Below are 25,197 nucleotides of genomic sequence, written 5' to 3' on the forward strand. Positions count from 1 at the left end.
TTATCTTCTTTTTTTGGCCCTCCAATTGGAGGGCCATCCTTTAAGTGTTATCTCTTGATCTCAAAATATCCCTGCAAATGTTTGCGTTCCCCATTTTGGGTCGTATAGTTCAGTCTATAGAAGTATGTACCATCATGTACATTTTCTCCGGTAAATATCTTGGTATCGTTGTCATAACCGTCTATTTTTGTAATCACGGTACCGCTTCTATCAAAGATGATCAAGGTATTGTCCGGATAATTGTGAATACCGTCTATACGTAGGTACTCGTTGATGCCATCGCCATTCGGAGATAAAGCCGGGTGTACGCGCAATCCATCACCATCACCGATCACGTATATCTCTACTGTGACCGGTTCGGCCGGCATGTACTCATCGTTGCCCTCTTGTGTCGCAGTCACAGATACCTTGCCTCGTTTATGCAGGATCAGGTCAGTACCCGAAAGGCTGGCTACAGATGGGTCATCTATGGATAATGTGACCGGAAGGCCGCTGGTGGAAGAAACTTCCATTAGTGAGGCTGTCCCGGCACTGAGCAATACACCTTGTGGTGCGTACAAGCGGATCTGCTGTGCCATTTTATTGACCTGTACCTCTACTGTCATGGTAAGTGCTTCAAAACGAGTGGTCTGGACCAAAGTGATAGTCATTTGGCCACTTCCGGCAGAGACTGGGGTTACGTTGCTCGGACTGGTGCTTGACGACAAGCTCAACAAGGCATCGGCTGCGATATTTGCTATGGCATCACTATTGGTGACGACAGTCAATACGCCCTGCGGATCGCCCAAAGTCAGTTGCAATCCACTTGTCGGGATAGCAGCCCCGTTCCAACGTACCTGTACAGTAGGCACAATACGGTCAACTTCTACGTCTACGGTCAACGACATACTCTCAAAATTAGCAGTTGCCGGCAATGTCACCGTAATTTGTCCGTTGCCGATCGCTGTGGCGGTGACCGTGGTCGGGCTGCTTGTTGATGACAGGCTTACCGGTGCACCCGGATTTGCCGTGATCTCCGGCACAGCATCGCTGCTCGTGGTGACGGTCAATTCGCCCACTTCGTTAGGGGCAAGCCGGAGCCCACTTGTTGGAATAGCCTGGCCGTTCCATAGTACTTCCAAAGTTGGAGCTCCTTGTACAATGACCGCAAAGGTTGCTTTGAGGTCATCACCATTGGAGAACCAATCGGGATCGGATGTAGACAACAACTCGACCGGTACCAGGAAGGTATAGGTCCCACCTGCCGCCGGATTGTAGGTGCCCCCGTCAGACAGTTCCCAGTTGGACGGATCGCCTTCCAAGGGCAGTGTCACGGTGCTGCCATTGCTCAGCGTCACCGTAGTGCTGTTTGCGGGCAGGGTAAGATCTGCCAATTCCGTGCCACCGGGTACACTGATCCCCGGGACACTGCTTATCGCCGCAATGTTCTCGTAAGACGATTCATAAGCCCCCATATCCACGCGGCCACCTTGTACACGGGTATTGCCCGCCAGATCTTCGGTGTCTGTATTGCTATCGTTATTTCCGCTATTGACTGCGGGACTGCCTGCAGAAAGCCGTAAGAAGTCCGGATCCGTATCGACCACACTCACAAACAGCGGATCTGCACCGACCAGTACGCCATCGACTCCAGGCGTTCCTGCCACTTGGGTGATGGAGTGGTTTATATTTAGTGTACCCTGGTAGGATATATCGGCCGTGGCAGTAGTAGATGCACTATTTCCGAACAAAATGGAGTTGTATAGATCTATCCTTGCGCTGTTTCCTGCTGTCCGAATAGCTCCACCCAATCCGGTACCTCCAGCTGTATTGTTGTAGAAAGTGGTTCCTCTGAAGGTGGCAGTGGCAGAATTGGCTAGAACAACCGCTCCGCCATTGCCATTACCAGCGGCACCACCGATAGTACTGTTACCACTGAACAAAGACTGGTTGATTTCAGGGCCGGGACCTCCTGTTCCGCCGTTATTATCATTATTCAGATAGAGTGCTGCCCCGAGACCACCGGCAACATTATTCCTAAAGGTAGAGTGCGTGATAGAAGCTACGGCACCGGCTGCTGCTTTGTATACAGCACCGCCGCTAGTTTCCGCCATGTTGCTTATAAACTCGCTTCGGGCGATGGAAACCGTACCGTTTGCTACATATAGCCCGCCTCCAAGTTGTGTTGTACTCTTATTCCCGATAAAACGGCTGTCTTCAACCACTATGCTAGTTCCTGCTCCGGTAATATAGAGACCTGCTCCGCGAGCAACAGCCAAATTCTCCTTCACGCTCACATTGAAAAGGCTGATGTCGTAATTGTCTTTTCCCCCATTTAGGTAGATGCCTGCAGCGCCCGGATTCGAGCCTGTGGCAGTGGCATAGTTGTGCTCAACGACCAGGTTGTGCAAGGTAGGACTACTGCTATTGGTGTAGATTCCGCCTCCCTGGCTTCTATTGAATGAGAACCCCGCTTCCGGTGTATGGGCTGCTCCTGTTTGGTTTGCATTACCTCCTTTGATGGTAAATCCGTCCAGTACGGTCGCTGGTGAATTGTTCCAAGACATGACCACGTGGTAAGCATTTTCCTCATTGCCGTTAATACTTTCGACAGTACTGTTCACATCTGTAAATACCGCATCATTGCCGTCAAAGTCACCGCTGAGGATGGTTTCGTTTGTTTCGAAATTGCGGGTGCTCCGATCAAAGTCTGCCAGCTCGGAACCTGCAAAGCCTCCGTAAACCTTGACACCTTCACGCAGAGTAAAGGTTTTATCCCTGTCCGTTGTTGTTCCCTGAAGATTGTCTGTCGGGAGATAAGTTCCTTTGGCTACCCAAATTTCATCTCCGGCCGAAGCGGAATTAATTGCCGCTTGTAAGCTGGTGAAGGCATCTGTCCATGAAGTACCGTTGTTGCTACCGGTAGCGGCATGGTTTACGTAGATAATATCTCCGGCAGGTGTCGTTATGCCTTGGTATTCGTACGGCCCAAGGTCTATGTTGGTGCTGACAAGACGTGGCAGGCCTGCTAGGTCAAGGGCATCGGCCGGGTCTTTGTCTGCCGCGGTGTACTTCGCATTGTCGCCCCCGTTGATAGCGACACTTCCTGCTTTGAGGCTGTAATCACCATCTGTGGTAGGTGTAGTCGAAGGGGCTACAGGTGCCTCAAAGATCTCCTCTGCAAGAATAGTAGATGGGTACGGATTAGGCACCGCGATAATATTGCTGCCGACTTGTTGGGGATTGTTGTTGGCAATGGTCTGTGTCGCGATATAGATCAGGTTGTTGCTGCTTTCATGTATATCGTCAAATATCGAAGGGTTATTTCCTTCTGTACCATTCCCCCATACAATACTATTGATCAATATTGGTCTGGCGTTTGCGTGGCTGGTGTATATGGCTCCACCGTCACTTTGCGCATAGTTGCCACTGATGACCACATTGGTCAGGACAGGACGGCCGCTATTATTGTTGTTCAATGCTCCGCCTTGACCGGTGCTAGTGCCGTCTACCGCGACATTCCCGGTGATCTGCGCATTGGTCAGATGGGTAGTGCTGTTCCAATTAAATATACCGCCGCCCCAACCGGTTACTTTGTTGCCGCTGATGACAGCATAGTTTAGCTTAGGGGAGGAATTATTTTGGTTGGCCATACCACCGCCCCGATGCCCGGTCTCGTTGTTGGTGATCCGGATATGGGTCATAGCCGGTGTTGCTCCTCCACCAGTATTAAACATACCTCCACCACGACGATTGGTTTTATTTCCGGTAATATTCAGGTTAGCTAATACAGGACTTCCACCACTGTTGAAGATACCTCCTCCGCTCCCAAACCGGTCGCTAAGATCAGCAGTCGTACGATCCGCTAAGCCACCTGTGACGGTAAAGCCGTCAAGCACCGCGGTATTGTCCACGCTCGAAGCGGTCACTACGTTGTAGCTGTTGCGTCCCTTAATCTGTGTAGCAGGCGCGGTGATGACCGTCACGTCATCCTTACCGTTCGGATCTGCCGAATCGATATCTCCACTTAGAATAGTTTCATTTGTTTCGAAATCACGATCTTTGAGATCAAAGGTTGCCGGGTCTTCGTTTCCTGCAAACCCTCCGTATATTTCTACACCATTGATCAGTGTGAAAGTCGCCTCCCGTTCGGTATCGGTGACACTTGTAGGATTTACAGGAGATACAGGTTTGTACACTCCTCTGGCTACCCAGATCTGCTTACCTGCGATAGCTGTACTTAGTGCTGTCTGCAGATCGGTATAGGCATCTGTCCAGGAGCTTCCGTTGTTGCTTCCGGTAGCGGCATGGTTGACGAAGATAATATCTCCGGCAGGTGTTGTTGTGCCTTGGTATTCGTACGCACCGAGGTCGATGTCATCCCCGACTAAGCGGTTTCCGCCTGCCAGGTCGAGGTCGTCTGCCAGGTTTCCACCGGCATCGGTGTATAAGACATTGTCGCCTGCATTGATGGCAGGGCTATTTTCTTTCAATTTGTAATCACCATCGAAGGTAGGCGTAGTTGCGGTGGCTGCAATAGGATTTACAAAAATATCTGTCACAGCAAGACTGGAATGATCACCGGGAATATTGCTGTTTATCTGAGTTGTCCACTCTGGATTTGATGGAGCCTCGATCAGGTTGTTGCTACCAGATGCTATATCATTACGTACAGAGGGGTCTATAGGGGAACTGTTCCCCCATACGATAGTGTTGCGTAGAATGACTCTGGACCAGACACCACTTGTATTCCCCTGGAATACTGCCCCTGCATTGGTAGCGGCATAGTTTCCACTAATAATACAATTGGTTAAGACAGGGTTAAGGTCTCCGGCAATAGTATATATGCCGCCTCCACTGGCTCCGGATACATTTCCGGTGATGGCTACATTGGTCAGTGTGGGTAAGCTGGAGTTATTGTGTATACCACCACCACTACCAGTAGTAGCGTTATTGCCACTGATCGTTACGTTTGTCAGGATAGGGCTTGCTCCGGTAGTATTACCTATTCCCCCTCCGGAAGTAGCCGTATTACCAATAATCCGGACGTTGGTGAGTGTAGGACTCGCGCTGGAACGGTTATGCATCCCTCCACCGTTACCACCCTGGTTATTATAAATCTCCACATTGGTAAGCGTTGGTTTTACCCCGCTACCAAAATTATATATTCCGCCAGCGTAGGTTCCATCAGCTCTGTTGTGCCGGATCTTTGTGTTGCTGATGATGGGGCTTGATGCTCCACGGTTGTGCATTGCTCCGCCATTGGCATCGGCCCAATTGCCGGTAATGTCCAAGTTGGTCAATGTGGGGCTGCCGCCGTCGCTGAAGATGCCGGCACCACCGAGGGTGCTGCCTGACCGGCCTGCCGTGATGGTAACGCCATCGAGTATAGCGGTATTGTTTACACCCGAAACGGTTACTACGGCATGGCTATTGTTGCCATTAATCTGATTTATCGGGTCGGTAATGATGTCTACAAGGTCATCGCCGTCTATATCTCCGGAGAGAACAGTGACATTGGTTTCCCAGTTTCGCTGAGAGCGGTCATTCTCCCCTCCTGCAAAACCGCCATAGATGGCTACATCATTTTTTAGCTGAAAAGTAGCATCACGGTCAGCCGGGTTGTTCGTAGGGAGATATTTCCCTGTCGCCACCCAGATTTCTCCTGTCGTAGTGGCATTGATGGCCGCTTGCAGGTCGGTATAGGCATCTGCCCAAGTGCTGCCGTCGTTGTTTCCGGTGGCTGCATGATTGACATACACAGGATTCTGCGCCCATGTACCCATACTTATCAGGGTCAGGACAAACAATAGAGATAGCTTGTAAAAGTTAGTCATGGTTTGTATTCTTCAGTATTTGGTTCGTATTGCTGATTTGGGGTAAAGTTTAAAAAAACTGTTTAAATATTTATCAATATTACCTTGCGTCTCCTATGGAATTTTCTCGGATAATACATCAGATCAGCTATGTAGCCGTAGTGCACACAAGATTTTGTGCCCGTTCGTTTATAGATTACCAGGTATCCATTCATACGGTATTTGGTTTTTAGGTATGTTAATAAAAACTGATTAGTCTAAAAAAGGCATAATTTGTCAGTTCATTAGTAAAAACGACACCGATCGTAAAAAGTACTCAAAAAAAATAGATTTTTTAAGAAAGGGGTTTTTAGGGGGGAGAGGTAGGTTTGGTTTGGCCCTGTTTATTGTTGATAATGGTCCATAAAGGGGGGGGATTATCTTTCAAATAGCATTTCCAACATTACTTTCCATTTATACTCCTCGGTGAGTTGCCAAATACGAATATAATTGAATTTGATGGCTTTTTCTTTGGTATGTACCGTTGCTGTACCTTGGGTATAAGCGAATTCACCACTATATGCCCTACCCACGGAGGCAGGTTCGGTGATGATATCGATCCGTTGTTTCTTGATAAACGCCAATACATTGTTCTTGCCTATGATTTCCTCTTGCCAAGGGTAATAAAAGCGAGAATCGTCTGTCAAAAATTCTCTATAACCGGCTGCGTTATCTGCTTTTAGAATAGTGGAAAAGAGTTCGTCCGTCGAAAAGACCACATCCTCACGTTGCTTTAGGCGTACTTGCGAGCGATGCTTAAGATACCAGGAATCGTCCGGTTCGAAATAGACAAGATCGGCAGGTTTTTTTTTGCCAAAATTTTCTACTTCTGCTCGCAAGACCACCGTCCAGACGCCTTTTTTTCCACGTTTCCAGACCGTGAGGTACTGCCCGTATCGTTTGATAGCTCCTACTTTTTGGAATTCCATCTTTCCAGATGTCACCCCCCAATCCAAGCTTTTGGAAACTACGGCAAAATTGGGATCCCAAGACATGACATCGGCGATATTAGGCCTATTGTTCAGATAATTAAGGGCATTTACAGGTGAAGGTACATAAAACACGGATTGTTTGTCGACGATCGACATGAAGGCTGCGTGTGGACTTTCTTTTTTGGACAACACAGCTGCATTACGGTCCGCAGATATCAGTCCACCCACCTTATTGGGCAACTGTGCATAAGCGGGATAAACGCATGCTATGTAAAAGATAAGAAATAAAATATAGCTGGATTTTTTCAAGTTCATTTTATCTATTTTGTCCTTGCATGATCAAATCTTATTCCAAAGTGTTCCATCCTTGCTATCCTTGAGTTGGATACCCATAGTAGCAAGTTCGTTGCGGATACTGTCCGATGTCGCAAAATCTTTGTTTTTCTTTGCTTCGTTGCGGATTTGGATAATGAGTTCCATCAATTTTTCGGTGGTGCCGTTATCTCCGTCCGATTGTTCATCTTTCAATCCGAGGATGTCGAATATAAAATACTGTATGGTTTCTTTGATCTCCATGAGAGTAGCCTCATCTATCCGCTGGATCCCGTCGTAGACGGAATTGATCAGACGTACCAATTCGAATAGTTCGGCAATCAACACCGGACTGTTGAAATCATCGTCCATAGCGGCATAGCATCGCTGACGCAAGGCTTGGATGTCGAGATCGAACTTGTTCTGAGAAGCAGGCACGATTTTGTCCAGTAGTCCGATGGCTGTCATTAGTCGCTTATACCCTTTCTCCGCAGCATCCAAAGCCTCGTTGGAAAAATCCAAGGTACTTCTGTAATGCGCCTGCAACATAAAGAAACGGACAGCCATAGGGGAGTAGCCACGCTTCAGAAGCGGATGACTGCCGGTAAACAATTCGTAGGGCAAAAAACCATTGCCCGCGGATTTGGACATGCGGGCACCATTGACGGTAAGCATATTCGTGTGCATCCAATACTTGGCAGGTTGTACATGGTTGCAAGCTTCGGATTGTGCGATTTCGTTGGTGTGGTGCGTGGCTGCCAGGTCCATTCCACCCCCGTGGATATCAAACTGATCTCCTAGATATTTGCGGCTCATGGCCGAACATTCGATATGCCAGCCGGGAAATCCTATGCCCCAAGGGGAAGGCCAACGCATGATGTGCTCCGGTTTGGCTTTGATCCATAGGGCAAAGTCTAAACGTCCCCTTTTTTCATCCTGACCACCGAGTTCACGGGTATTGTTCAGCAAATCTTCCAGTTTTCTGTTGGTCAGGATTGTATAGTTGTGTTCTTTCACATATTTGTCCACGTCAAAATATACGGTACCGTTGACCTCGTATGCGTAACCGTTGTCAAGGATTTTCTTGATCATCTCGATCTGCTCCGAGATGTGGCCAGTGGCGGTAGGCTCTATGCTTGGAGGCAGGGTGTTGAACAATCGAAGCACTTCATGGAAACCCAATGTGTATTTTTGCACGATTTCCATCGGCTCTAATTGCTCAAGCTTTGCTTTTTTGGCAAATTTGTCATCACCTTCATCGTTGTCACCTTCCAAATGTCCTGCATCGGTGATGTTACGTACATAACGAACCTTATAACCCAAATGCAACAAGTAGCGGAATATCAGATCGAAAGACACAAACGTCCTGCAATTGCCAAGATGTACATCACTATAAACGGTAGGCCCACATACATACATTCCGACGAGATTGGGATGTATGGGCTCGAATTTTTCTTTTGTTCGTGTTAGTGTGTTGTAAATGGTCAGATTGTGCTGCATTTTTTTAGTTATCAGTTGTCAGTTATCAGTTGTCAGTTATCAGTTGTCGGTTATCAGTAACTATCACTGAACACTGACTGCTGATCACTGACCACTACAAATCTACTTTTGTCTGAAGAATATCTGGATAGGTACTCCGTTGAAATCAAAGTTTTCACGCAATTTGTTCTCGACAAAACGTTTGTATGGATCCTTAATGTACTGTGGAAGGTTACAGAAAAAAGCAAACATCGGTGATCTTCCTGGTAATTGGGTAATATATTTGATCTTGACATACTTTCCTTTAATGGCTGGGGGAGGATAGTTTTCGATGATTTCAAGCATGACGTCATTCAATTGGGAAGTAGGAACGCGTTTGGTTTTGTTTTGGTAGACCTCCATCGCTGTTTCGACGACCTTGAAAATACGTTGCTTTTCCGTCACGGAGGTGAAGATGATAGGCACATCCGTAAAAGGAGCTATCTTCTCGTGTATGCGTGCCGTAAACTCTTTCATGGTCTTATGGTCTTTCTCGATAGTATCCCATTTATTGACTACGATCACGATACCTTTCTTGTTTTTCTCTGCCAAATGGAAGATGTTGATATCCTGTGCTTCGATACCGTCGTTGGCATCCAACATCAAGACCACCACATCCGAGTCTTCCAGAGCCTTGATGGTTCGCAAGACAGAATAAAATTCGATATCCTCATTGACTTTGGCTTTGCGCCTTAGACCAGCTGTGTCGATCAGCAAAAATTCATGTCCGAATTGGTTGTAATGGATACGTATGGAATCCCGCGTGGTGCCGGCAATAGAAGTGACGATATTTCGATCCACACCAAGCAAAGCGTTTGTCAGGGAAGATTTACCAACGTTGGGGCGTCCCACAATAGCAATCTTGGGCAAAGGGGTTTCTTCCTCTTCTTCCGGTTCGGGAAAATGGGATACTACTGCATCCAAAAGCTCGCCTGTACCGGATCCGGATGCGGAAGATATATTGAAGACTTCTCCTAACCCGAAGGCATAAAATTCGGCCGAAGCGTGGTGCAATTTCGCATGGTCTACCTTGTTGGCCACGACATATACAGGTTTGGAACTGCGCCGCAAAATATCGGCAATATCGTCGTCCAGATCAGTGATACCTGTAGTCACATCTACCATAAATAGGATCACGGAAGCTTCTTCAATGGCAATATGTACCTGATCCCGGATAGCCTCTTCAAAGACATCATCCGAACCATGGACAAAACCACCTGTATCGATGACCGTAAATTTCTTTCCGATCCAATCTGCGATCTCGTAATGGCGATCCCGTGTTACTCCACTGAAATTGTCTACGATGGCCTTCCGGCTTTCTGTCAACCTGTTGAACAAGGTGGATTTTCCTACGTTTGGACGACCTACAATCGCTACAATATTTGCCATGTTTTCTTTCTCTATTAGTTTTGCGAAGGATCACCTCACGGCACCCCTGCTTGTTAAAGCCTACAAAGTTACGGAATAAAGTTGGAAAATTTTTAACTGGGATAGGGCAAGCTACAAATGCCAAAGGAGGTGTCTTTAACCTCCTTTGGCATTTGTATTAAATCTCTACCGTGGCATCCATGGCAAAATCCTCATGCATCAGATGCACGATCTCGGTTGCTTTTTCGTAGTTGGTCGATTTCTTGGAGAAGAAATCGTGTTGTGTAGTCTCGGTGTTCAGACCGTTCAACACGATAGGGTTGACCTGCTTCACTTCGAAAATAGGATCAAAACCCAGGTTCATCAAGGCTTTGTTGCCGTTGTAGCGTACGTATTCTTTTACCTCAGCAGTAAGTCCTACTACGGTGTACAGTTCTTCGGTATACTTGATTTCGTTTTCGTAAAGCTCGTTCAATAGTGCCAAGAAACGTTGTTTGACTTCTTCTTTGTTAGGAAGTTTGGCAAAAACTTCCTGTGCGATCAAACCGACAAAAACACCATGGATAGACTCGTCAGCAACGATTTTCTTGATGATATCTGCCGAGGCGACCATCTGTCCCTGACCACACAACCACAAAGGCAAGAAAAAGCCTGAATAGAATAAGAAAGATTCTAACAATACGGATGCGCCCAAAGCCATGAACAATTCTTCGTCTGTCGGGTTTTCTTTGTCTATGGCACGATAATACTGATCAATAGTGGCTGCTTTGAATTGTAGGAATTTGTTTTGTGCGACCCAGCCAAATACATCGTTGATCTCATTGGTCGTAGATACGGTGGTGAAGATCGTCGAGTAGGATTTGGCATGGATAGCTTCCATCATACACATGTAAGACAGTACCGCTTTGTTTTGAAGCGAGTCGATGTGATCGATGATTTTGGGCATGCCCGTATGGCTTTGCAATGTATCCAGCAATGTCAAGCCACCCAAGGCTTTTTTATAGCACTCTTTCATATCCCAGCTTAGCCCTTTCCAGCTGTCGATATCTTTCGAAGGGATATATTCTGTATCGATCCAGAATTGTCTGATATTTTGCTCCCAGAACATCAACGCATAATCGTTGTCCGGGGTATTCCAGTTTACGGCAGTGAATTGTTTCATTGAAAAATTAAAAAATATAATGAGATAATTTGAAAATGAGACGATTTGGAAATGTCTTGTCGTTAGACTATCTCATTTCCAAATCTTCAAATTAGCTCATTTCCAAATCTATTATTAAGCTGAGCAAGAGATACACTCTTCAATAGTCGACTTGCGTGTACGTGTATAGTACAGGGATTTCAGGCCAAGTTTATGCGCATAGATATAATACTTCGCCAGATCACGTGTGGAATCTTTTGAATTGGTATGCAGGATGGTCGATACCCCTTGATCAATATGACGTTGGATGACAGATATCAGTTTCAATACTTTCATCTGATCCATATCGTAGGCCGATTTGAAGTAGAAATAATTGTCATTGGTCAGGTACGGCATAGGGTAATACGTCGTACTGTCTCCGTATTCACGCACCTCGATGATGTCCACGATAGGCATGACCGAAGCTGTGGCATTCATGATGTATGAAGTAGATTGATTCGGTGCAATCGCCAAACGGTAAGCATGGTAGATACCGTGCTCCTGTACCTGAGCCTTTAGATTGGCCCAATCTTCGATAGTCGGTACATGGATACCTTCGAACAGTTCTTTGACTTTGTCCGTTTGTGGGAGATAGTCTCGGTTTAAGTATTTGTCGAAATATGTACCATCCGCATAAGCAGATTTTTCGAAACCAACGAATGTCCGTCCTCTTTCTTTGGCGATTTCCATAGAAGCCTCCAAAGAATAATAATTCATCATCATGAAGAAGGTATTGGCAAAATCCAGGGCCTCATGTGATTCGTACATGATGAAGCTTTTGGCCAGATAGCCGTGGAGATTCATCGCACCCAAACCTACCGAGTGCAATTCTCTGTTGGCTTTGGCAATGGAAGGGACCATTTCGATATTGGTCACGTCGGTCACGACAGTCAACGCACGCATCGCCGTTTTGACAGTTTCTCTGATACGTTTGTTGTCCATGACGGTGGCGATATTCAGTGAGCCAAGGTTGCAGGATATGCCGTAGCGGATCGTGTCTTCCTTGCCATATATCTCGATATCAGATACTTCGGAAACCTGCATGATCTCGGTACAAAGATTGGAAAACTTGACTTTTCCTATACCGTTCAATGCGTGCGCACGATTGGTGTTCTCTTTGAAGAAGATGTATGGATAGCCAGACTCTTTCTGTGTCTGTGCAATCTTGACCAAGAGGTGGCGGGCATTGATTTTCTTTTTCTTGACGTTTGGATTGGTGATCAGCTCATCGTACATCACATCCATATCCATTTCATCCAAAAACTGACCATATTCTTGCATGACCGTATGTGGATAGATCAGATAACAAGGCTCGTCTTTTTCGGCCAGTTCCATGAATTTGTCCGGGATGATGATACCGATCGATAGAGACTTGATACGGACTTTCTCGTCTACGTTGATCTTTTTACAATCCAAAAACTCTTCGATATCCGAGTGGAAGATATTCAGATACACCGCTCCTGCTCCGGGACGCTGACCGAGCTGATTGGCATAGGAGAATGTGTCTTCCATGATTTTCATAATGGGAAGGACTCCTCCGGCACGGCCGTCTACGCCCTTGATAGCTTCGCCACGGGCACGGATCTTGGAGATATTGAAGGATACACCTCCGCCAATGGAAGATAATTTCATTGCCGAATCGACGGCATAACCGATACCGTTGAGATTGTCACCGATCTCATCCAGAAAACAGGAGACCAATTCTCCCGAACGTTTTTTTCCGGCGTTCAAGAATGTCGGGGTAGCAGGTTGATATTCTTGATTGATCATGATCTCGGCGTATTCGATAGCTTTCTGTACCCCTTCCTCACGAGCGAGAAACAAGGCCACAGCTACGACACGGTCTTCGTATCTTTCCAAAAATTTCTCCCCGGAGTCATCACGCAGGGCATAGCTTTGGAAAAACTTGAAGGCAGCCATAAATGACTGGAAACGGAACTTTTTGGCGAAGACAAAATTATACACCTCCTCCATTTCCTCAAATGTGAACCATTCGTAGAAATTGATGTAATAGTCATGCTCAATCAGATAATCGACTTTTTCTTTGAGCGTGTAAAAGAACACTGTGTTCTTGTTGACATACTCTAAGAAATAGGCACGAACAGCCTCCTTATCTTTGTGGAGGCTGTACTCGTCATCATGTTTGATCATGATTTCGTTATTAAGCAATATCCAGTTTTTTGCTACCTCGTTTGCTATCATAGTATTGATTCTTTATTATATCGATAAATTGATTAATATCCTCCATGGTGCCCGAAAGCTCGAATTTGAATGCCAATGATGTGTCGTATATGGCTGAGATCTTGTCTGCTGCGATCGCAAAATTTCTTCCCCAATTGCGGTTTCCACTGGAACTTACCGAAAAGATCTTGTCATTGTGGTTTTTCATAAACTCTTCGGTCAAAGGGGGAACCTTGCCAAAGTTTGTCGTGAACGTAACCAAATGGCCAGGCGTGTCTACCTCCATATCCTCTTGGATACATTGAGCAGACCAACCGGTAACCTGTATCACCTTTTCGACAAAGCGTCGAACATTACCGGTTTTACTATCGTAATATAGATGGATCATTTTTCCCTCCAATTTTTACAGACCAACGATTTATTTTGCAATAGCTTCCAATTCTTCGGGTTTGAAACCGATGACACGGTGCTTTATTTCATCATTCTCCAACACAATGACAGTAGGCACTGTACGAACCTTAAATCTGACGGCAAGCTCCGGTGCATCGAATGGATTTACCGTCTCATAAGAAATACCTTTGTTGTCCAAGTAGGCGGACACCTGTGCGCAAGGCGCACAATCGTTTTTTTCAAATTTAATGATTCTAGCCATGTCTTGTTATGTTTTTGAACCGGCTACCCTCTACAGGGTAATCGTCTGTGATTATAAAATAACGCTGAACTGAGATAGTGTCAATCTCAACAAGAACAAATATCCTATATTTTACGGGGGAGCGGTAGCCATACTTTTCCACATTGTCCACAAGGCTGAGGAGAAAAGCCGTCTGGTAGCTTGTGTTTTTCAATAAAAATCTGTGTAACAGCAATTAACGTATGTGGATAACTTTGAAAAAGAGTTTTTTATGAACGATCTCCTCTATTACAAAGATAACTTTTTTTTGTGGAAAATTTTAATCCGATGAGTATCAAACGGTATGTTTGTGCTCTATGTCTTTAAATAACTGACGTAGATCTATTATGATGTGTTGGGCACACGACCGTTGCCGGCTATAATTCTCATCAATACAGCTACTAAATATTAACATTAGAGATAAATGATATGATGAATTTAACAAAACCCAAGGCATGCTATTATTATGCTTTTTGTTTTTTTATTCTCTCTTTTTTTACGGGTTGTAAAAAAGATACGTTCAACACAACAAACAATGAGCGTCCTGCACCTGGGATCATGTTGTCTACGGAAAGTAATGTGGTAGAGGCTTACGAAGGTCAGATGGTCAATGTGACGATTTCGCTGGAAGCGCAAGCTGGTATTGCCGCTATCCGGGTGAGCAGAGGTGGACAGCTTTTAGAAACCATCGAAGGTACCTCCGGGCAGGTAGGAAGAATATACGCCATTCAGTATCTTGTTCCAGAGGGAGCGATCAGCGGAGATAAAATTGTCTATCTGTTTGTATTGGAAGACAAACAGGGCAGGCGTACGGAGCAGAGTCTTACGATACAGATTATTGATGCACCGCCAATTCCCGATTTTGAGTTTGAGGATATCACGATTGGTGGTAATAACTATAAACTGATCAATCTCGATATCAACAGAGATGTGACCTTATCTAACGATCACGATTACTTGCTACGTGGCAAAGTTGCTGTTATTCAGGGAGCTGTCCTGACTATTGAGGAAGGGACAACTATTTATGCTGATGGAGCTGACGCGGCACTGCTGATTACTACAGGTACAAAAATCATGGCCGAAGGAACAGCAGCAGAGCCTATTGTATTCACTAGCTTAGCGGCTCGAACCGGAAGCGGCGCGGGAGGACAGTGGCTTGGCCTTTTTATTCATGGGTTGGCTCCAGTCACCACTACTCATCCTACTATTATTTCCGATTATGGTCAATATGGAGGGGCAGATGAGGCTGATGATTCAGGCAGTTTGAAGTATGTAGAGATCGCCTATGCCGGAGCACAAGTGACCTCGGGAACGAGCACTGCAGCTGCTCTTGTGAATGGTGCGCTCAACTTGAATGCGGTGGGTAGTGGTACCCAACTTGAACATATTTATGTGAACAGGTCTGGAACAAGTAGAACAGGGGTTTCAATCTCAGGAGGTACTGTTAAGATTAAGTATTTGTTTGTGGACAGCCCTCAAGGCCGAGCCTTGTTGTGGAAGGCCGGTTATAGTGGGTTGATCCAGTTTTTTGTAGCTACCTATAGTGATGATCCTGGAGGTGCTTACACAGCTATCGACGGATATGGAAATGTAGGGGCTTTGGGTTTCCCTGTGTTTAGTAATGTAAGCATCCAAGGAGGAGGTCAGACAAATACACGGGGTATACGTATTCGTGATGAGAGTAGCGGTGTTTATACAGGAGGAGCAAAGGTGCGTATCTACAACTGTTGGATAAACGGTACAGGTAATCCCGGATTGCGTACCGATGCTACCAATGATGTCCTCGTTGCTCATAGTCGGATTTGGGGCAACGGTAGTGGTAATCAGAACTTCCATAGCAGCGCTTCCAGCTATAATTCATCCGCATCACCTTATTTTAATAATACTACTCCTGTCACTATTACGGAAGGCTATAAGGGTGTAGACACGAATGGTGCGCTAGATCCTGTCACATTAGATTCTTGGTTTAGCCCTGCACCCTATATTGGTGCGGTAGATCCTGGAAATGACTGGACAGGTTGGTGGAATTAAATTAAATAGCACAAATTTTAGAAAAGAGATAATGTACAAAAGAATATATTTATTGATTATCGCCGTAGTAGGCACTTGGATGTTTACTGCTTGTCAAAAAGATCGCACAATCTTACCGGATCTGGGTATATTGGCCACCAATGACCTTAACGATGCAGGGGGCGGTTCGTTTACCTACGTATATGAACCCTTAAATTCCCGCCCAATCAAAGTATGGTTTTACACACCACGGGATGCCCCCAAGGATGTACCTATCCTGTTTATTATGCATGGTGTAGAGCGTAATGGACAGACCTACCGTAACAATTGGGTCAATCTTGCCCGTGAAAACAACTGGCTCATTATCGCTCCTGAATATTCTACCGCTGCCTATCCTGGAAGCAGGTACTACAACGTAGGCAATGTATTCAGTGGAAGCGGAGGAACCTCCGGAACTTTGAATCCGGAAGATCAGTGGACTTTTTCTACGATTGAGGCTATCTTCGACCATGTCGTTGCGGAGATCGGCGGTACTCAGCAAACGTACAATATCTATGGACACTCAGCAGGTTCGCAGTTTGTAAGCCGTATGGTGACTCTCAAATCTGAGCCAATGAGACTTAATAGGGCTATTTTTGCCAATGCGGGCTGGTACACATTATTGGATGTGGGTACGGCTTATCCTTATGGCATAAGCAACCTTGGGCTGACCGATGAGCAGATCAATCGTGCTTTGGCACAGGATGTAGTGATTCTGTTGGGTGAGGCCGATGTGAATGTAGACGATAATCTCAATACCGATCCGCCTGCTATGGCACAAGGACCTCATCGGTTTGCACGGGGGCATTATTATTTCAATTATCACAAAGAGTTGGCAGCTAGCCGTGGGGTGTCTTTCGGATGGAAGCTTGCCACAGTACCCGGTGCGGGACACAGCAACAGGAGCATGGCTCCATCGGCGGCCAATTTCTTAAAATAGATAGACAAACAGCATCAATAGCATGAGACCTTTGGAAAATATGGAACAAAAACCGGGTGTCACATCAGGCACAAGTCCAGCGCTCACCGATAGCGAGCTGTGGGGGCTGTTCAAAAAAGGGGATGAAGCGGCATTCAAAACGATTTATTTCAAGAATTACCCACTACTATACCAATATGCCTTGAATATCAGCAAAGATGAGCATGTCAGCGATGATGTTATACAGGATATGTTTTCGAGTCTTTGGCATACACGTAGAAATTTGGGGGTAGCCGTCTCCATCAAAGCCTATCTGCTCAGTTCACTCAGACGACGGGTACTGCTGAAACTAAAACAGATCCGGCGCAAGCAGGTGCTGGCACTGGAGCTATTTACGTTCAATCCCGATATCGAATTTTCTCCAGAGATGGTCATGATCAGAGAAGAGGGCGATTTCTTTAAGCGTTCAATCGTCAAGGAAGCATTGAATCAGCTGAGCAAGCGGCAAAAAGAAGTAATTTATCTGAGATTTTACCAGGATATTCCATACAAAGAAGTTGCAAAGGTAATGGGGATCAACTACCAGTCTGTGCTCAATTACTGTCAGGCAGCGCTACAGGTCCTGCGCAACAATGAAGCATTACTCCGGGCAATGTCACTGGATCGTTATTCCGAGTGACTACAGCTCTTGAAAGGGCCAAGTATATAAACAAAATCTCTGAACAAAGATGTTGACGTAGCATGTTTGAAAAAATGAAAAAAATAGATAGAAAACTAGCAAGTGAATCGTTCATCAATTTCGTATATCGGAGTAATTCTGAGGATGTGGAGAAGTGGCAGAAATGGATAAAGGAAAATCCTGAATACGAAGAAGTTGTCGAGCGCGCCACTCTGGTCGTGAACAGCCTTCGCTTTAATACCGAAAACAACAATGTAGATACTACTTCAAGACATTGGCGTAAACTACAGGACAGGATACGTAAAGAAACGTATACAAATAGCAGTAGACCATCATCCATCAGAAGACCGATTTATGGGCTGGTGGCAGTATTGGCAGGTGTATTGGTTTCGGTTGTGATATGGTTTCAGCTGTGGCATAACCCCACGATCACCTTTGAAACAGATATTGCCCAGAAGGCTATGTTGAAACTACCTGATGGTTCCGAAGTGACGCTTAATAGGAACAGTAGCATTCGCTTCCATAAGTCCTGGGACGATGACTCTGTCAGACAGGTGTGGTTAGAAGGCGAGGCCCACTTCAAAGTGAATCCTGAAAAGATGACCGATGGGAAATACCGAAGGTTTGAGGTACATACTGAAGAACTACTGATTGATGTGATAGGTACGGTATTTAGTGTAAACACGACAGACAACAGCTATGTCGTGCTGGAATCCGGACGTGTGGACATTAGGAAGAAAGGAGAGCGCGAAGTATACACTTTGAAACCGGGACAATCGGTGAAGATCAATACATCTGGGGATCTCGTCATGAGTGAGACGAATGCACAGCCTCATATTTCCTGGATAGATGGAAAGATACTGTTGAACGACAATTCCCTAAGTGAAATTATACAATTTGTCGAGGGAAGCTATGGCTTGACCATACAATGTGATGATGAAACTTTGTTGAAAAGGAAACTTAGTGGACAGATCAGACTGGACAATATCGATGATCTTCTGCACGTATTGGAAAAGGCTCTGGATCTAGTGATCGTAAGAGACCAGGATACAGTAAAAATATTGGAAATAAAAAAACACAGGATTCATGTACAAAATCAGACAACTCATGTTTTTTAATCACATGTATAAACCGCTTGGACTGGTATTATTGTTCTATATTATGGGGATAGGACAGACCCAAGCCACATACCCCAACGGAATATCCGTCACGCTATCAGAGCAGAAAAAGAACGGTGCCACACTGATCTCATTGCAAAAAGGGTTAGAATTGCTCATCAAGGAGACCCGGACAGGAATCATTTATGAGCCGGGAATCATCAAAGGAATACAAGTGAATCAACAGGCGATTGTACAGTATAATTATTCGACTGAGCGGATTCTGAATGCCTGGCTTAAAAACAGTCCTTTGACGTTCAACAAAATATCGGGGAGTACAAATTATATCATTGTCCGTAGAAGTGAAAGGGATGCACAGGCAGAAGTTCGGCCAAAAATAGATCAGCGTGCCGCAGTGTCCAAAGACGAAGAAGTCTCTAATATGCAGAAAACAACAGTTTCTCCTTCGCCTACATTACAGGACAGGATTGTAGAGGGGCGTGTCGTATCTTCGGATGGCCAGACTGTTTCGGGAGTCTCCGTATCGATAGAGGGATTTGGTGGAGGAACGGTGACCGATGCCCAGGGACGTTATAGGATAGCGCTGCCGGAAGCTGCTCAACGATTGATTTTTAGCAATTTAGGATATGAAAGGCATGTAGAGACAATCAACGGTAGGCGTACTATAGAGATAACTCTTTACCCGGTCGCTAAACAAATAGAAGAGGTGGTGGTTGATGCCTTGGGCTTTGAGCGTAAAGCGGATGCTTTGGGGTACAGTACATCGCAGATCGGCGGAGGACAGATAGCCAGTTCGATGGAAGGATCGGTGATCAACGGTATGGCCGGAAAAGCCTCAGGTGTACGCATCTCCAGAACATCCGGAGATCCGGGAGCAGGCTCACATATACAGATACGTGGTGCCAGCACAATTGGTGGGATACAACCATTGATCGTACTTGACGGTATTCCAATTGACAATTCATCTTCAGGAAACTCTACCGAGGGCGTAAACCAGCAATCGCGTCTGAATGACATCAACCCAGATGATATTGAATCCATGGACATTTTGAAAGGAGCCGCTGCTGCTGCCTTGTGGGGATCCAGAGCATCCAACGGTGTCATTGTTATTACCACCAAAAAAGGAAAAGCTAATGACAAACTAAATATATCCTTCAAATCTTCGTATTCTTACGACCAGATTTTGGAAAGGCACCCTCTGCAAAGCACTTTCGGTCAGGGAAATGCCGGTATATACAACTCAACATCACAACAAGCTTGGGGAGATTTGATCGCGGATCGATTTGGTGGGTCGGATGTCATCGATAACACGGGTGCTTTCTTCCGGGCTGCCAATGGCAATATCTACTATCCTGTGGTCGAAAAACGAGACCAGACTATCTATCATGATTCAAATTTTGATCAGGTTTTCCAGAATGGATATTTTTTGGACAATTCGTTGAATTTGAGTGGCGGAGATAGCCGGGCGACTTATTTTGTTAGTTTGAGTGATTTTAAGCAGGATGGTATTATCCGCAATAACAGTGATTACCGAAGGACTACATTTCGGGTGAATGCCAGCCGCAAGTTTGGCGAAAAGATCTCCTTGAGCACGAATACAGCCTATACGCTATCGAACAGCAACCGTATCCGCAAAGGAAACTCCAGTTCGGGGCTTTATTTGGGGATGCTGAGAACACCTCCGGATTTCAACATTCTGGATTATGAAGGGGAGTATTACACAGGAGCAGGGGCAACTCCTCAAAGAAACCGCCAACGGGGTTCTAGAAGTCCGATTGGCGCCCTTGCAAACCCAGGTTGGAATAATCCGCTATGGACCATTCATAATCAAGAGAACTTTAGCCGTGTGAACCGCTTTATCAGCAGTTTCCAATTTAATGCAAAGGCCACGGATTGGATGGAGGTGATGTTGCGCTCGGGAGTCGATACCTATATCGATGAACGGAATGCCTATTTTGCGACAGGCAGTGTCGGTCAGCTTCAATCTTTGGGACGGTATGACGAAAGCAAAGAGATGGACTATGAAATCAATGCAGACGCAATCACCATATTCCGACCGAAATTGTATGCAGGTTTACATTCGGAGATGTTGGTCGGTTTCAACTTTAACCAAAGAAGCAACCAAGATATATCAGGAATGATAACGGGTTTTATCGATCCGGATTCGCCTCTTCGAAATTTTGTCAACGGGCGGGCAGGATCTTATGGATTATCCAACAACAGAACACTCCGTCGCAATGCGGCGCTGTACAGCTCTGTGGACTTGAATTACCAAGACTACCTGTTCTTAATGCTGACAGGTCGTTTTGAGAGTGCTTCTACATTTGGCGAGTTGGCTAAGAGCAGTTTCTTCTTCCCTTCGGCTACGTTGGCATGGCAGTTTCACCGCAATTTGGAATTACCGGATTATTTCTCGTTTGGTAAGCTGCGAGCCTCCTTTGCTATGGTGGGTGTAGAACCTGTTATGTACCGTACGATCAGCCAGTTTTCAGCCCCGACCTATTCGGATTCCAATGGAGGAAACCTGGAGTCTTCGTGGTTTGGCAATGGTGCATTTGTACCGGCTAACCGAGTTGGGAATCCTTACTTGAGACCCGAAATCAAGACCGAATTCGAAACAGGACTGGATATGCGCTTTATCAGCAATCGCTTGCGTACATCTTTCACTTATTACAACAATAAGACTACGGATGTACTGTTTGACGTGCCTATTCCGTCATCTTCCGGCTATACCAATATGCAGGACAACGCCGGTGAAATCAAGAACTGGGGGGTAGAGTTGGATGTAAACTACGATGTGGTTCGCAAGAATGACTTTACTTGGACATTGGGTGTCTTGTGGGATCACAACCGTAACGTGGTTTCCAGGTTGCCAGATGCCGAATCGTTGAATTTGGACGGTCTTTCGGGTGTTTCCGGACGTGCTGTACAGGGATACCAATTGGGTGTACTTTGGGGCAAGAAATGGTTGCGGGATGCCAATAATGCCCTGGTACTGGATGTCAATGGGTTCCCTCAAGTGGCCGAAGCACAGGGGGTGATCGGAGATCCCAATCCTGCTTGGCGTGGCAGTGCGTTGACAACGTTGCGCTACAAAAACTTTGCTATGGACGTGGTGATCGAAACGATGCAGGGCGGCAACATATTCGCCGGAACTTACGCTTCCCTATTACAGTATGGTATGGCACCCGAAACTGCCAATATCAGCGTAGCACCTTATGATATGATGGCATGGAACGGTCAGGTTGTTACGCAGGGAACAGAGTTTAGAGGGAATATAGAAGATTTTGGTGCGGGTCCGGTAGCGTTGGATGAAAGCTGGTACCGTCAGGGCCCGGGAAGCTATGCCGGGGCTTCCGAGCAATTTATCCAAGATGCTTCATGGACAAGGATTCAGCAATTGACACTATCTTATTCGTTGCAATCGGAGAAATTCAGAAATATGACCAAGCTCCAAGGTGTGGAGTTGGCACTTACGGGGCGTAATCTTTTTGTTTGGGCAAAAGAATTTAGGGGCAATGATCCTAATAGCAACTTGTCCGGAATAGGAACTGTACGAGGTATAGATTATTTCAATAATCCTGCCACGCGTTCCTATGTATTTACACTAAAGCTTACCTATTAAAATGTATATGATGAAACCTGCATGAATTGCAATCCACAAAAAGAGATGAATAATTCATACAAGCTTCATTGCCACTAAAAGAAAAATTATTCCAATGAAAAAGTTAGTATATATATCATGGATGACCATCGTTATCGGTTTTACGACGGCCTGCAGTAAGATCGTAGGGGGCTTGAACGACAATCCCAACCAACCGTCGGCAACGTCGCCTGACTTGCTCTTGACGGGGTCGCAATTAGGGGCAGTTACCCTGCATTCAGGAGAAATGACCCGCGATGCAGGACTATTGAACGGCTATTTTCGGGGAACGGACAGACAGTACCTGACCTTATACAATTATACGATTATTAATGCTGATTTCAGCGGGCATTGGGCAGACTGTTATCGGGTCGTTCGGAATGCTATTGTTCTTGAAGAACTTGCAAAAGCAGATAATAGAGAAGGTATCATTGTTGGAATCTCCAAAGTAATGGCTGCACATACGTTTGGGACAACTGCTGCGCTGTGGGGAGATGTCCCCTTTACAGAGGCGGGTCGCTACGTCGAATACAGCAACCCCAAGTATGATAGTCAACAGGACGTATATGCTGGTGTACAGAACATGTTGGATGAGGCGATAACCGCGTTACAAAGTCCGGTTGGAAGGCCGGTGGCAAATGCAGATCTGTTCTTCGATGGAGATCCTGCAAAATGGATCAAAGTGGCCCATTCGCTGAAAGCGAGATTTTACCTGCATGTGGGCGATTATGAAAAAGCGTTTGATCATGGATTATTGGGGATTATGGCTCCGGCAGATGTATGGCAAGCTGATTTTTTTATGAACGAGCTGAACGCTCAGAATCTTTATGAGCAGTTCTATCGCGGAAACCGGGCATTCGATATGGAGACCAGTGGGACATATTTTTTTGAGTTCCTTTCTCCTACAGGTAGTGCCTACCGTGGCGATACGAAAACCAATGAAACTGCACGGTTCAATTATTTGGTGACCACGACAGGTGGTCGCTCTATCAACAATATTACAACGAATGGAGCATTTGGACCTACGGCACCTTACAAGTTGTTTTCATATGAAGAGAACCTGTTGATCTTAGCGGAGGCGGCATATTATCTGGACGGATTTACCGAATCGTTGAACTTCCTGAATACTTTACGCGCTTATTACCGTACAGGAGCACATGTAAACGGTACTACTACAGGTGTGCAATACGACGACTACGTTGCTTCCGATTTCGTAGGGTCAGGTATGGCAGCAGTCTCTGGTCTAAGCCAGGATCAAGCTTTATTGAGAAAGATATTAGAGGAAAAATACATATTGTTCTATTCACATATAGAGGGTTTCATCGACATGCGACGCACAATGGACGAGGTTTATGGACTTCCGCTCCCACCGAATGTAGGCACGCGGCTGCCACAGCGTTTTCTCTATCCGCAGACAGAACTGGATCGAAATATAAACAAGCCGGCAGTTATCCCTAGCTTGTACGATAAAACGCCTGTCAATCAATAACTTTTGGTACAAACAATGATACTAAAGATGAAAAGCAGATATAGAAATATGAAATCAACATTATTTGTGCTGCTGTTGATGTGGGCCGGTTTTTCGACTTGTACTTCTCAATCTCTATTGCCCGCGGGTAGTGGTATTTTCCATTTCTCAACGCATCCGGCACTTCGAGGTGACAGTATAAGGGTATTTTATCACAGACCAGTAGGGAAGGTTGCAGAGTTTCCGGTGCTTTTTGTCATGCATGGGGTAAATCGAAATGCAGATACCTATCGTGACAACTGGGTAGAGTTGTCCGAAAAATATAAAATATTGGTTATTGTTCCAGAATTTACCAAAGAACGATTTCCGGGCAGCCGTATGTACAATTATGGCAATTTGTGGTCTAAGGATGGCAAGCTTAATGCGGAACAGGATTGGACCTATTCGCTCATCGATCCAATCTTTGAGGAAGTTGTACGACTCAGCGTAAGCAAAGCGAAGCAATATGATCTGTTTGGCCATTCGGCAGGTGCGCAGTTTGCACACCGTTTCTTTCTGTTCAAACGGGATACCAAAGTTAGCCGTGTAGTAGCTGCCAATGCGGGCAGTTATACGATGTTGGATACCGGAGTAGATTTTCCTTTTGGAGTGAACGGAATGGAAATGGACGAGGATAGATTGAAATCCCTGTTAGCACGTGATCTCATCGTGCAACTCGGTGAAGAAGATACGGATCCGAAGCACCGTAACCTGAATGTCACACCGGAAGCTATGAAGCAAGGGGCATATCGATTTGAACGGGGTATGAATTTTTATGAGAGTGCTAAAGAATGTGCTGATAGATTGGGTGTCAGCTTTGGTTGGACGCTCCGTACGGTAGCCGGTGTGGCACACGATAATGCCGGGATGGCTTTGGATATTGCCGGTTATCTTTATTCCGGTAATAAGAGCGGGAGTACCGGCGAAAACCGCTCGTCCAAGACAAATCAATTTTTTAAAGAATAACCATCTCCTCGACGATCACTTGTCCGACATGTTCGTTTACGCGGCCGATGATTTGTCTTTTCATGATGGTGAGTTCGTGCTTGATTACGGCCGATTCTACCTTGACAAAAAGTTTCTTGTCTTTGACGTATATCTGCTGGGTACGTTTGGCGATATAAGGGCCTATGATCTCCGGCCAAGCAGCTACTATGGAAGATACATCAAATTTTTGGCGCAAGCGATAGGCGTCTAGCCATTTTTCGACAGCCTGTTTGATGCTGATGTCGTCTTTTGCCGGAACTTTATCGAAATCTTGCTTAGCCATTTGTTTTGTTGTCTATA

The 25,197-nt window shown here is 45.6% G+C and carries 16 protein-coding genes; 7 read left to right on the forward strand and 9 right to left on the reverse strand.

Annotation, left to right across the window (positions count from 1 at the left end; genetic code table 11):
• Positions 1-47: 47 nt before the first annotated feature.
• The 8 genes from G5B00_RS09950 to G5B00_RS09985 all read right to left on the reverse strand — a co-directional run bounded on the left by G5B00_RS09950 (position 48) and on the right by G5B00_RS09985 (position 13,977).
• Positions 48-5,816, reverse strand: a complete 5,769-nt coding sequence (locus G5B00_RS09950; RefSeq protein ID WP_163874308.1) for a choice-of-anchor Q domain-containing protein — start codon at positions 5,814-5,816, stop codon at positions 48-50.
• A 395-nt stretch (positions 5,817-6,211) separates the two neighbouring features.
• Positions 6,212-7,081 carry a DUF4440 domain-containing protein gene (locus G5B00_RS09955; RefSeq protein WP_163874311.1) on the reverse strand — a complete coding sequence of 290 codons (870 nt, stop codon included), beginning with the start codon at positions 7,079-7,081 and terminating at the stop codon, positions 6,212-6,214.
• Between the two features lie 24 nt (positions 7,082-7,105).
• The gene (cysS, locus tag G5B00_RS09960) at positions 7,106-8,578 is read right to left on the reverse strand and encodes a cysteine--tRNA ligase (protein WP_163874314.1); all 1,473 of its coding nucleotides are present in this window, start codon (positions 8,576-8,578) and stop codon (positions 7,106-7,108) included.
• A 102-nt stretch (positions 8,579-8,680) separates the two neighbouring features.
• Positions 8,681-9,985, reverse strand: a complete 1,305-nt coding sequence (gene der, locus G5B00_RS09965; protein ID WP_163874317.1) for a ribosome biogenesis GTPase Der — start codon at positions 9,983-9,985, stop codon at positions 8,681-8,683.
• 157 nt (positions 9,986-10,142) lie between these two features.
• A complete protein-coding gene (nrdF, locus tag G5B00_RS09970) occupies positions 10,143-11,126 on the reverse strand; it encodes a class 1b ribonucleoside-diphosphate reductase subunit beta (protein ID WP_163874320.1) in 984 nt (327 codons plus the stop codon).
• A gap of 114 nt (positions 11,127-11,240) precedes the next feature.
• Positions 11,241-13,346 carry a class 1b ribonucleoside-diphosphate reductase subunit alpha gene (gene nrdE, locus G5B00_RS09975; protein WP_163874362.1) on the reverse strand — a complete coding sequence of 702 codons (2,106 nt, stop codon included), beginning with the start codon at positions 13,344-13,346 and terminating at the stop codon, positions 11,241-11,243.
• Entirely contained in the window at positions 13,306-13,713 is a 408-nt protein-coding gene (gene nrdI, locus G5B00_RS09980) for a class Ib ribonucleoside-diphosphate reductase assembly flavoprotein NrdI (protein WP_163874365.1), read from the reverse strand. The genes nrdE and nrdI overlap by 41 nt, the downstream gene beginning before the upstream one ends.
• A gap of 30 nt (positions 13,714-13,743) precedes the next feature.
• The gene (locus G5B00_RS09985) at positions 13,744-13,977 is read right to left on the reverse strand and encodes a glutaredoxin family protein (RefSeq protein ID WP_163874368.1); all 234 of its coding nucleotides are present in this window, start codon (positions 13,975-13,977) and stop codon (positions 13,744-13,746) included.
• Positions 13,978-14,424: 447 nt separating this feature from the next.
• On the opposite strand from G5B00_RS09985, the gene G5B00_RS09990 reads away from it, so the two are divergent.
• From G5B00_RS09990 to G5B00_RS10020, 7 genes are all read left to right on the forward strand, one after another.
• Entirely contained in the window at positions 14,425-16,026 is a 1,602-nt protein-coding gene (locus G5B00_RS09990; RefSeq protein WP_163874371.1) for a hypothetical protein, read from the forward strand.
• A gap of 31 nt (positions 16,027-16,057) precedes the next feature.
• Positions 16,058-16,984, forward strand: coding sequence for an alpha/beta hydrolase (locus G5B00_RS09995; RefSeq protein WP_163874376.1), 927 nt, complete (start codon positions 16,058-16,060; stop codon positions 16,982-16,984).
• 22 nt (positions 16,985-17,006) lie between these two features.
• Positions 17,007-17,642: an RNA polymerase sigma factor gene (locus tag G5B00_RS10000; protein WP_163874378.1), complete on the forward strand. Its 636-nt coding sequence runs from the start codon at positions 17,007-17,009 to the stop codon at positions 17,640-17,642.
• Positions 17,643-17,716: 74 nt separating this feature from the next.
• Positions 17,717-18,760: a FecR family protein gene (locus G5B00_RS10005; RefSeq protein ID WP_163874381.1), complete on the forward strand. Its 1,044-nt coding sequence runs from the start codon at positions 17,717-17,719 to the stop codon at positions 18,758-18,760.
• Positions 18,729-22,385 carry a SusC/RagA family TonB-linked outer membrane protein gene (locus G5B00_RS10010; protein WP_163874384.1) on the forward strand — a complete coding sequence of 1,219 codons (3,657 nt, stop codon included), beginning with the start codon at positions 18,729-18,731 and terminating at the stop codon, positions 22,383-22,385. The genes G5B00_RS10005 and G5B00_RS10010 overlap by 32 nt, the downstream gene beginning before the upstream one ends.
• A 94-nt stretch (positions 22,386-22,479) precedes the next feature.
• A complete protein-coding gene (locus tag G5B00_RS10015) occupies positions 22,480-23,892 on the forward strand; it encodes a SusD/RagB family nutrient-binding outer membrane lipoprotein (protein WP_163874387.1) in 1,413 nt (470 codons plus the stop codon).
• 48 nt (positions 23,893-23,940) lie between these two features.
• On the forward strand, positions 23,941-24,876 hold the full coding sequence (locus tag G5B00_RS10020; RefSeq protein ID WP_163874390.1) for a hypothetical protein: 936 nt from the start codon (positions 23,941-23,943) through the stop codon (positions 24,874-24,876).
• Here the strand turns inward: G5B00_RS10020 and G5B00_RS10025 are convergent.
• Positions 24,866-25,180 carry a DUF721 domain-containing protein gene (locus G5B00_RS10025; RefSeq protein WP_163874393.1) on the reverse strand — a complete coding sequence of 105 codons (315 nt, stop codon included), beginning with the start codon at positions 25,178-25,180 and terminating at the stop codon, positions 24,866-24,868. The genes G5B00_RS10020 and G5B00_RS10025 overlap by 11 nt on opposite strands.
• Between the last annotated feature and the right edge of the window lie 17 nt (positions 25,181-25,197).

The sequence above is a fragment of the Parapedobacter sp. SGR-10 genome (assembly GCF_011030405.1).
In the GTDB taxonomy this organism is placed as follows: Bacteria; Bacteroidota; Bacteroidia; order Sphingobacteriales; family Sphingobacteriaceae; genus Sphingobacterium.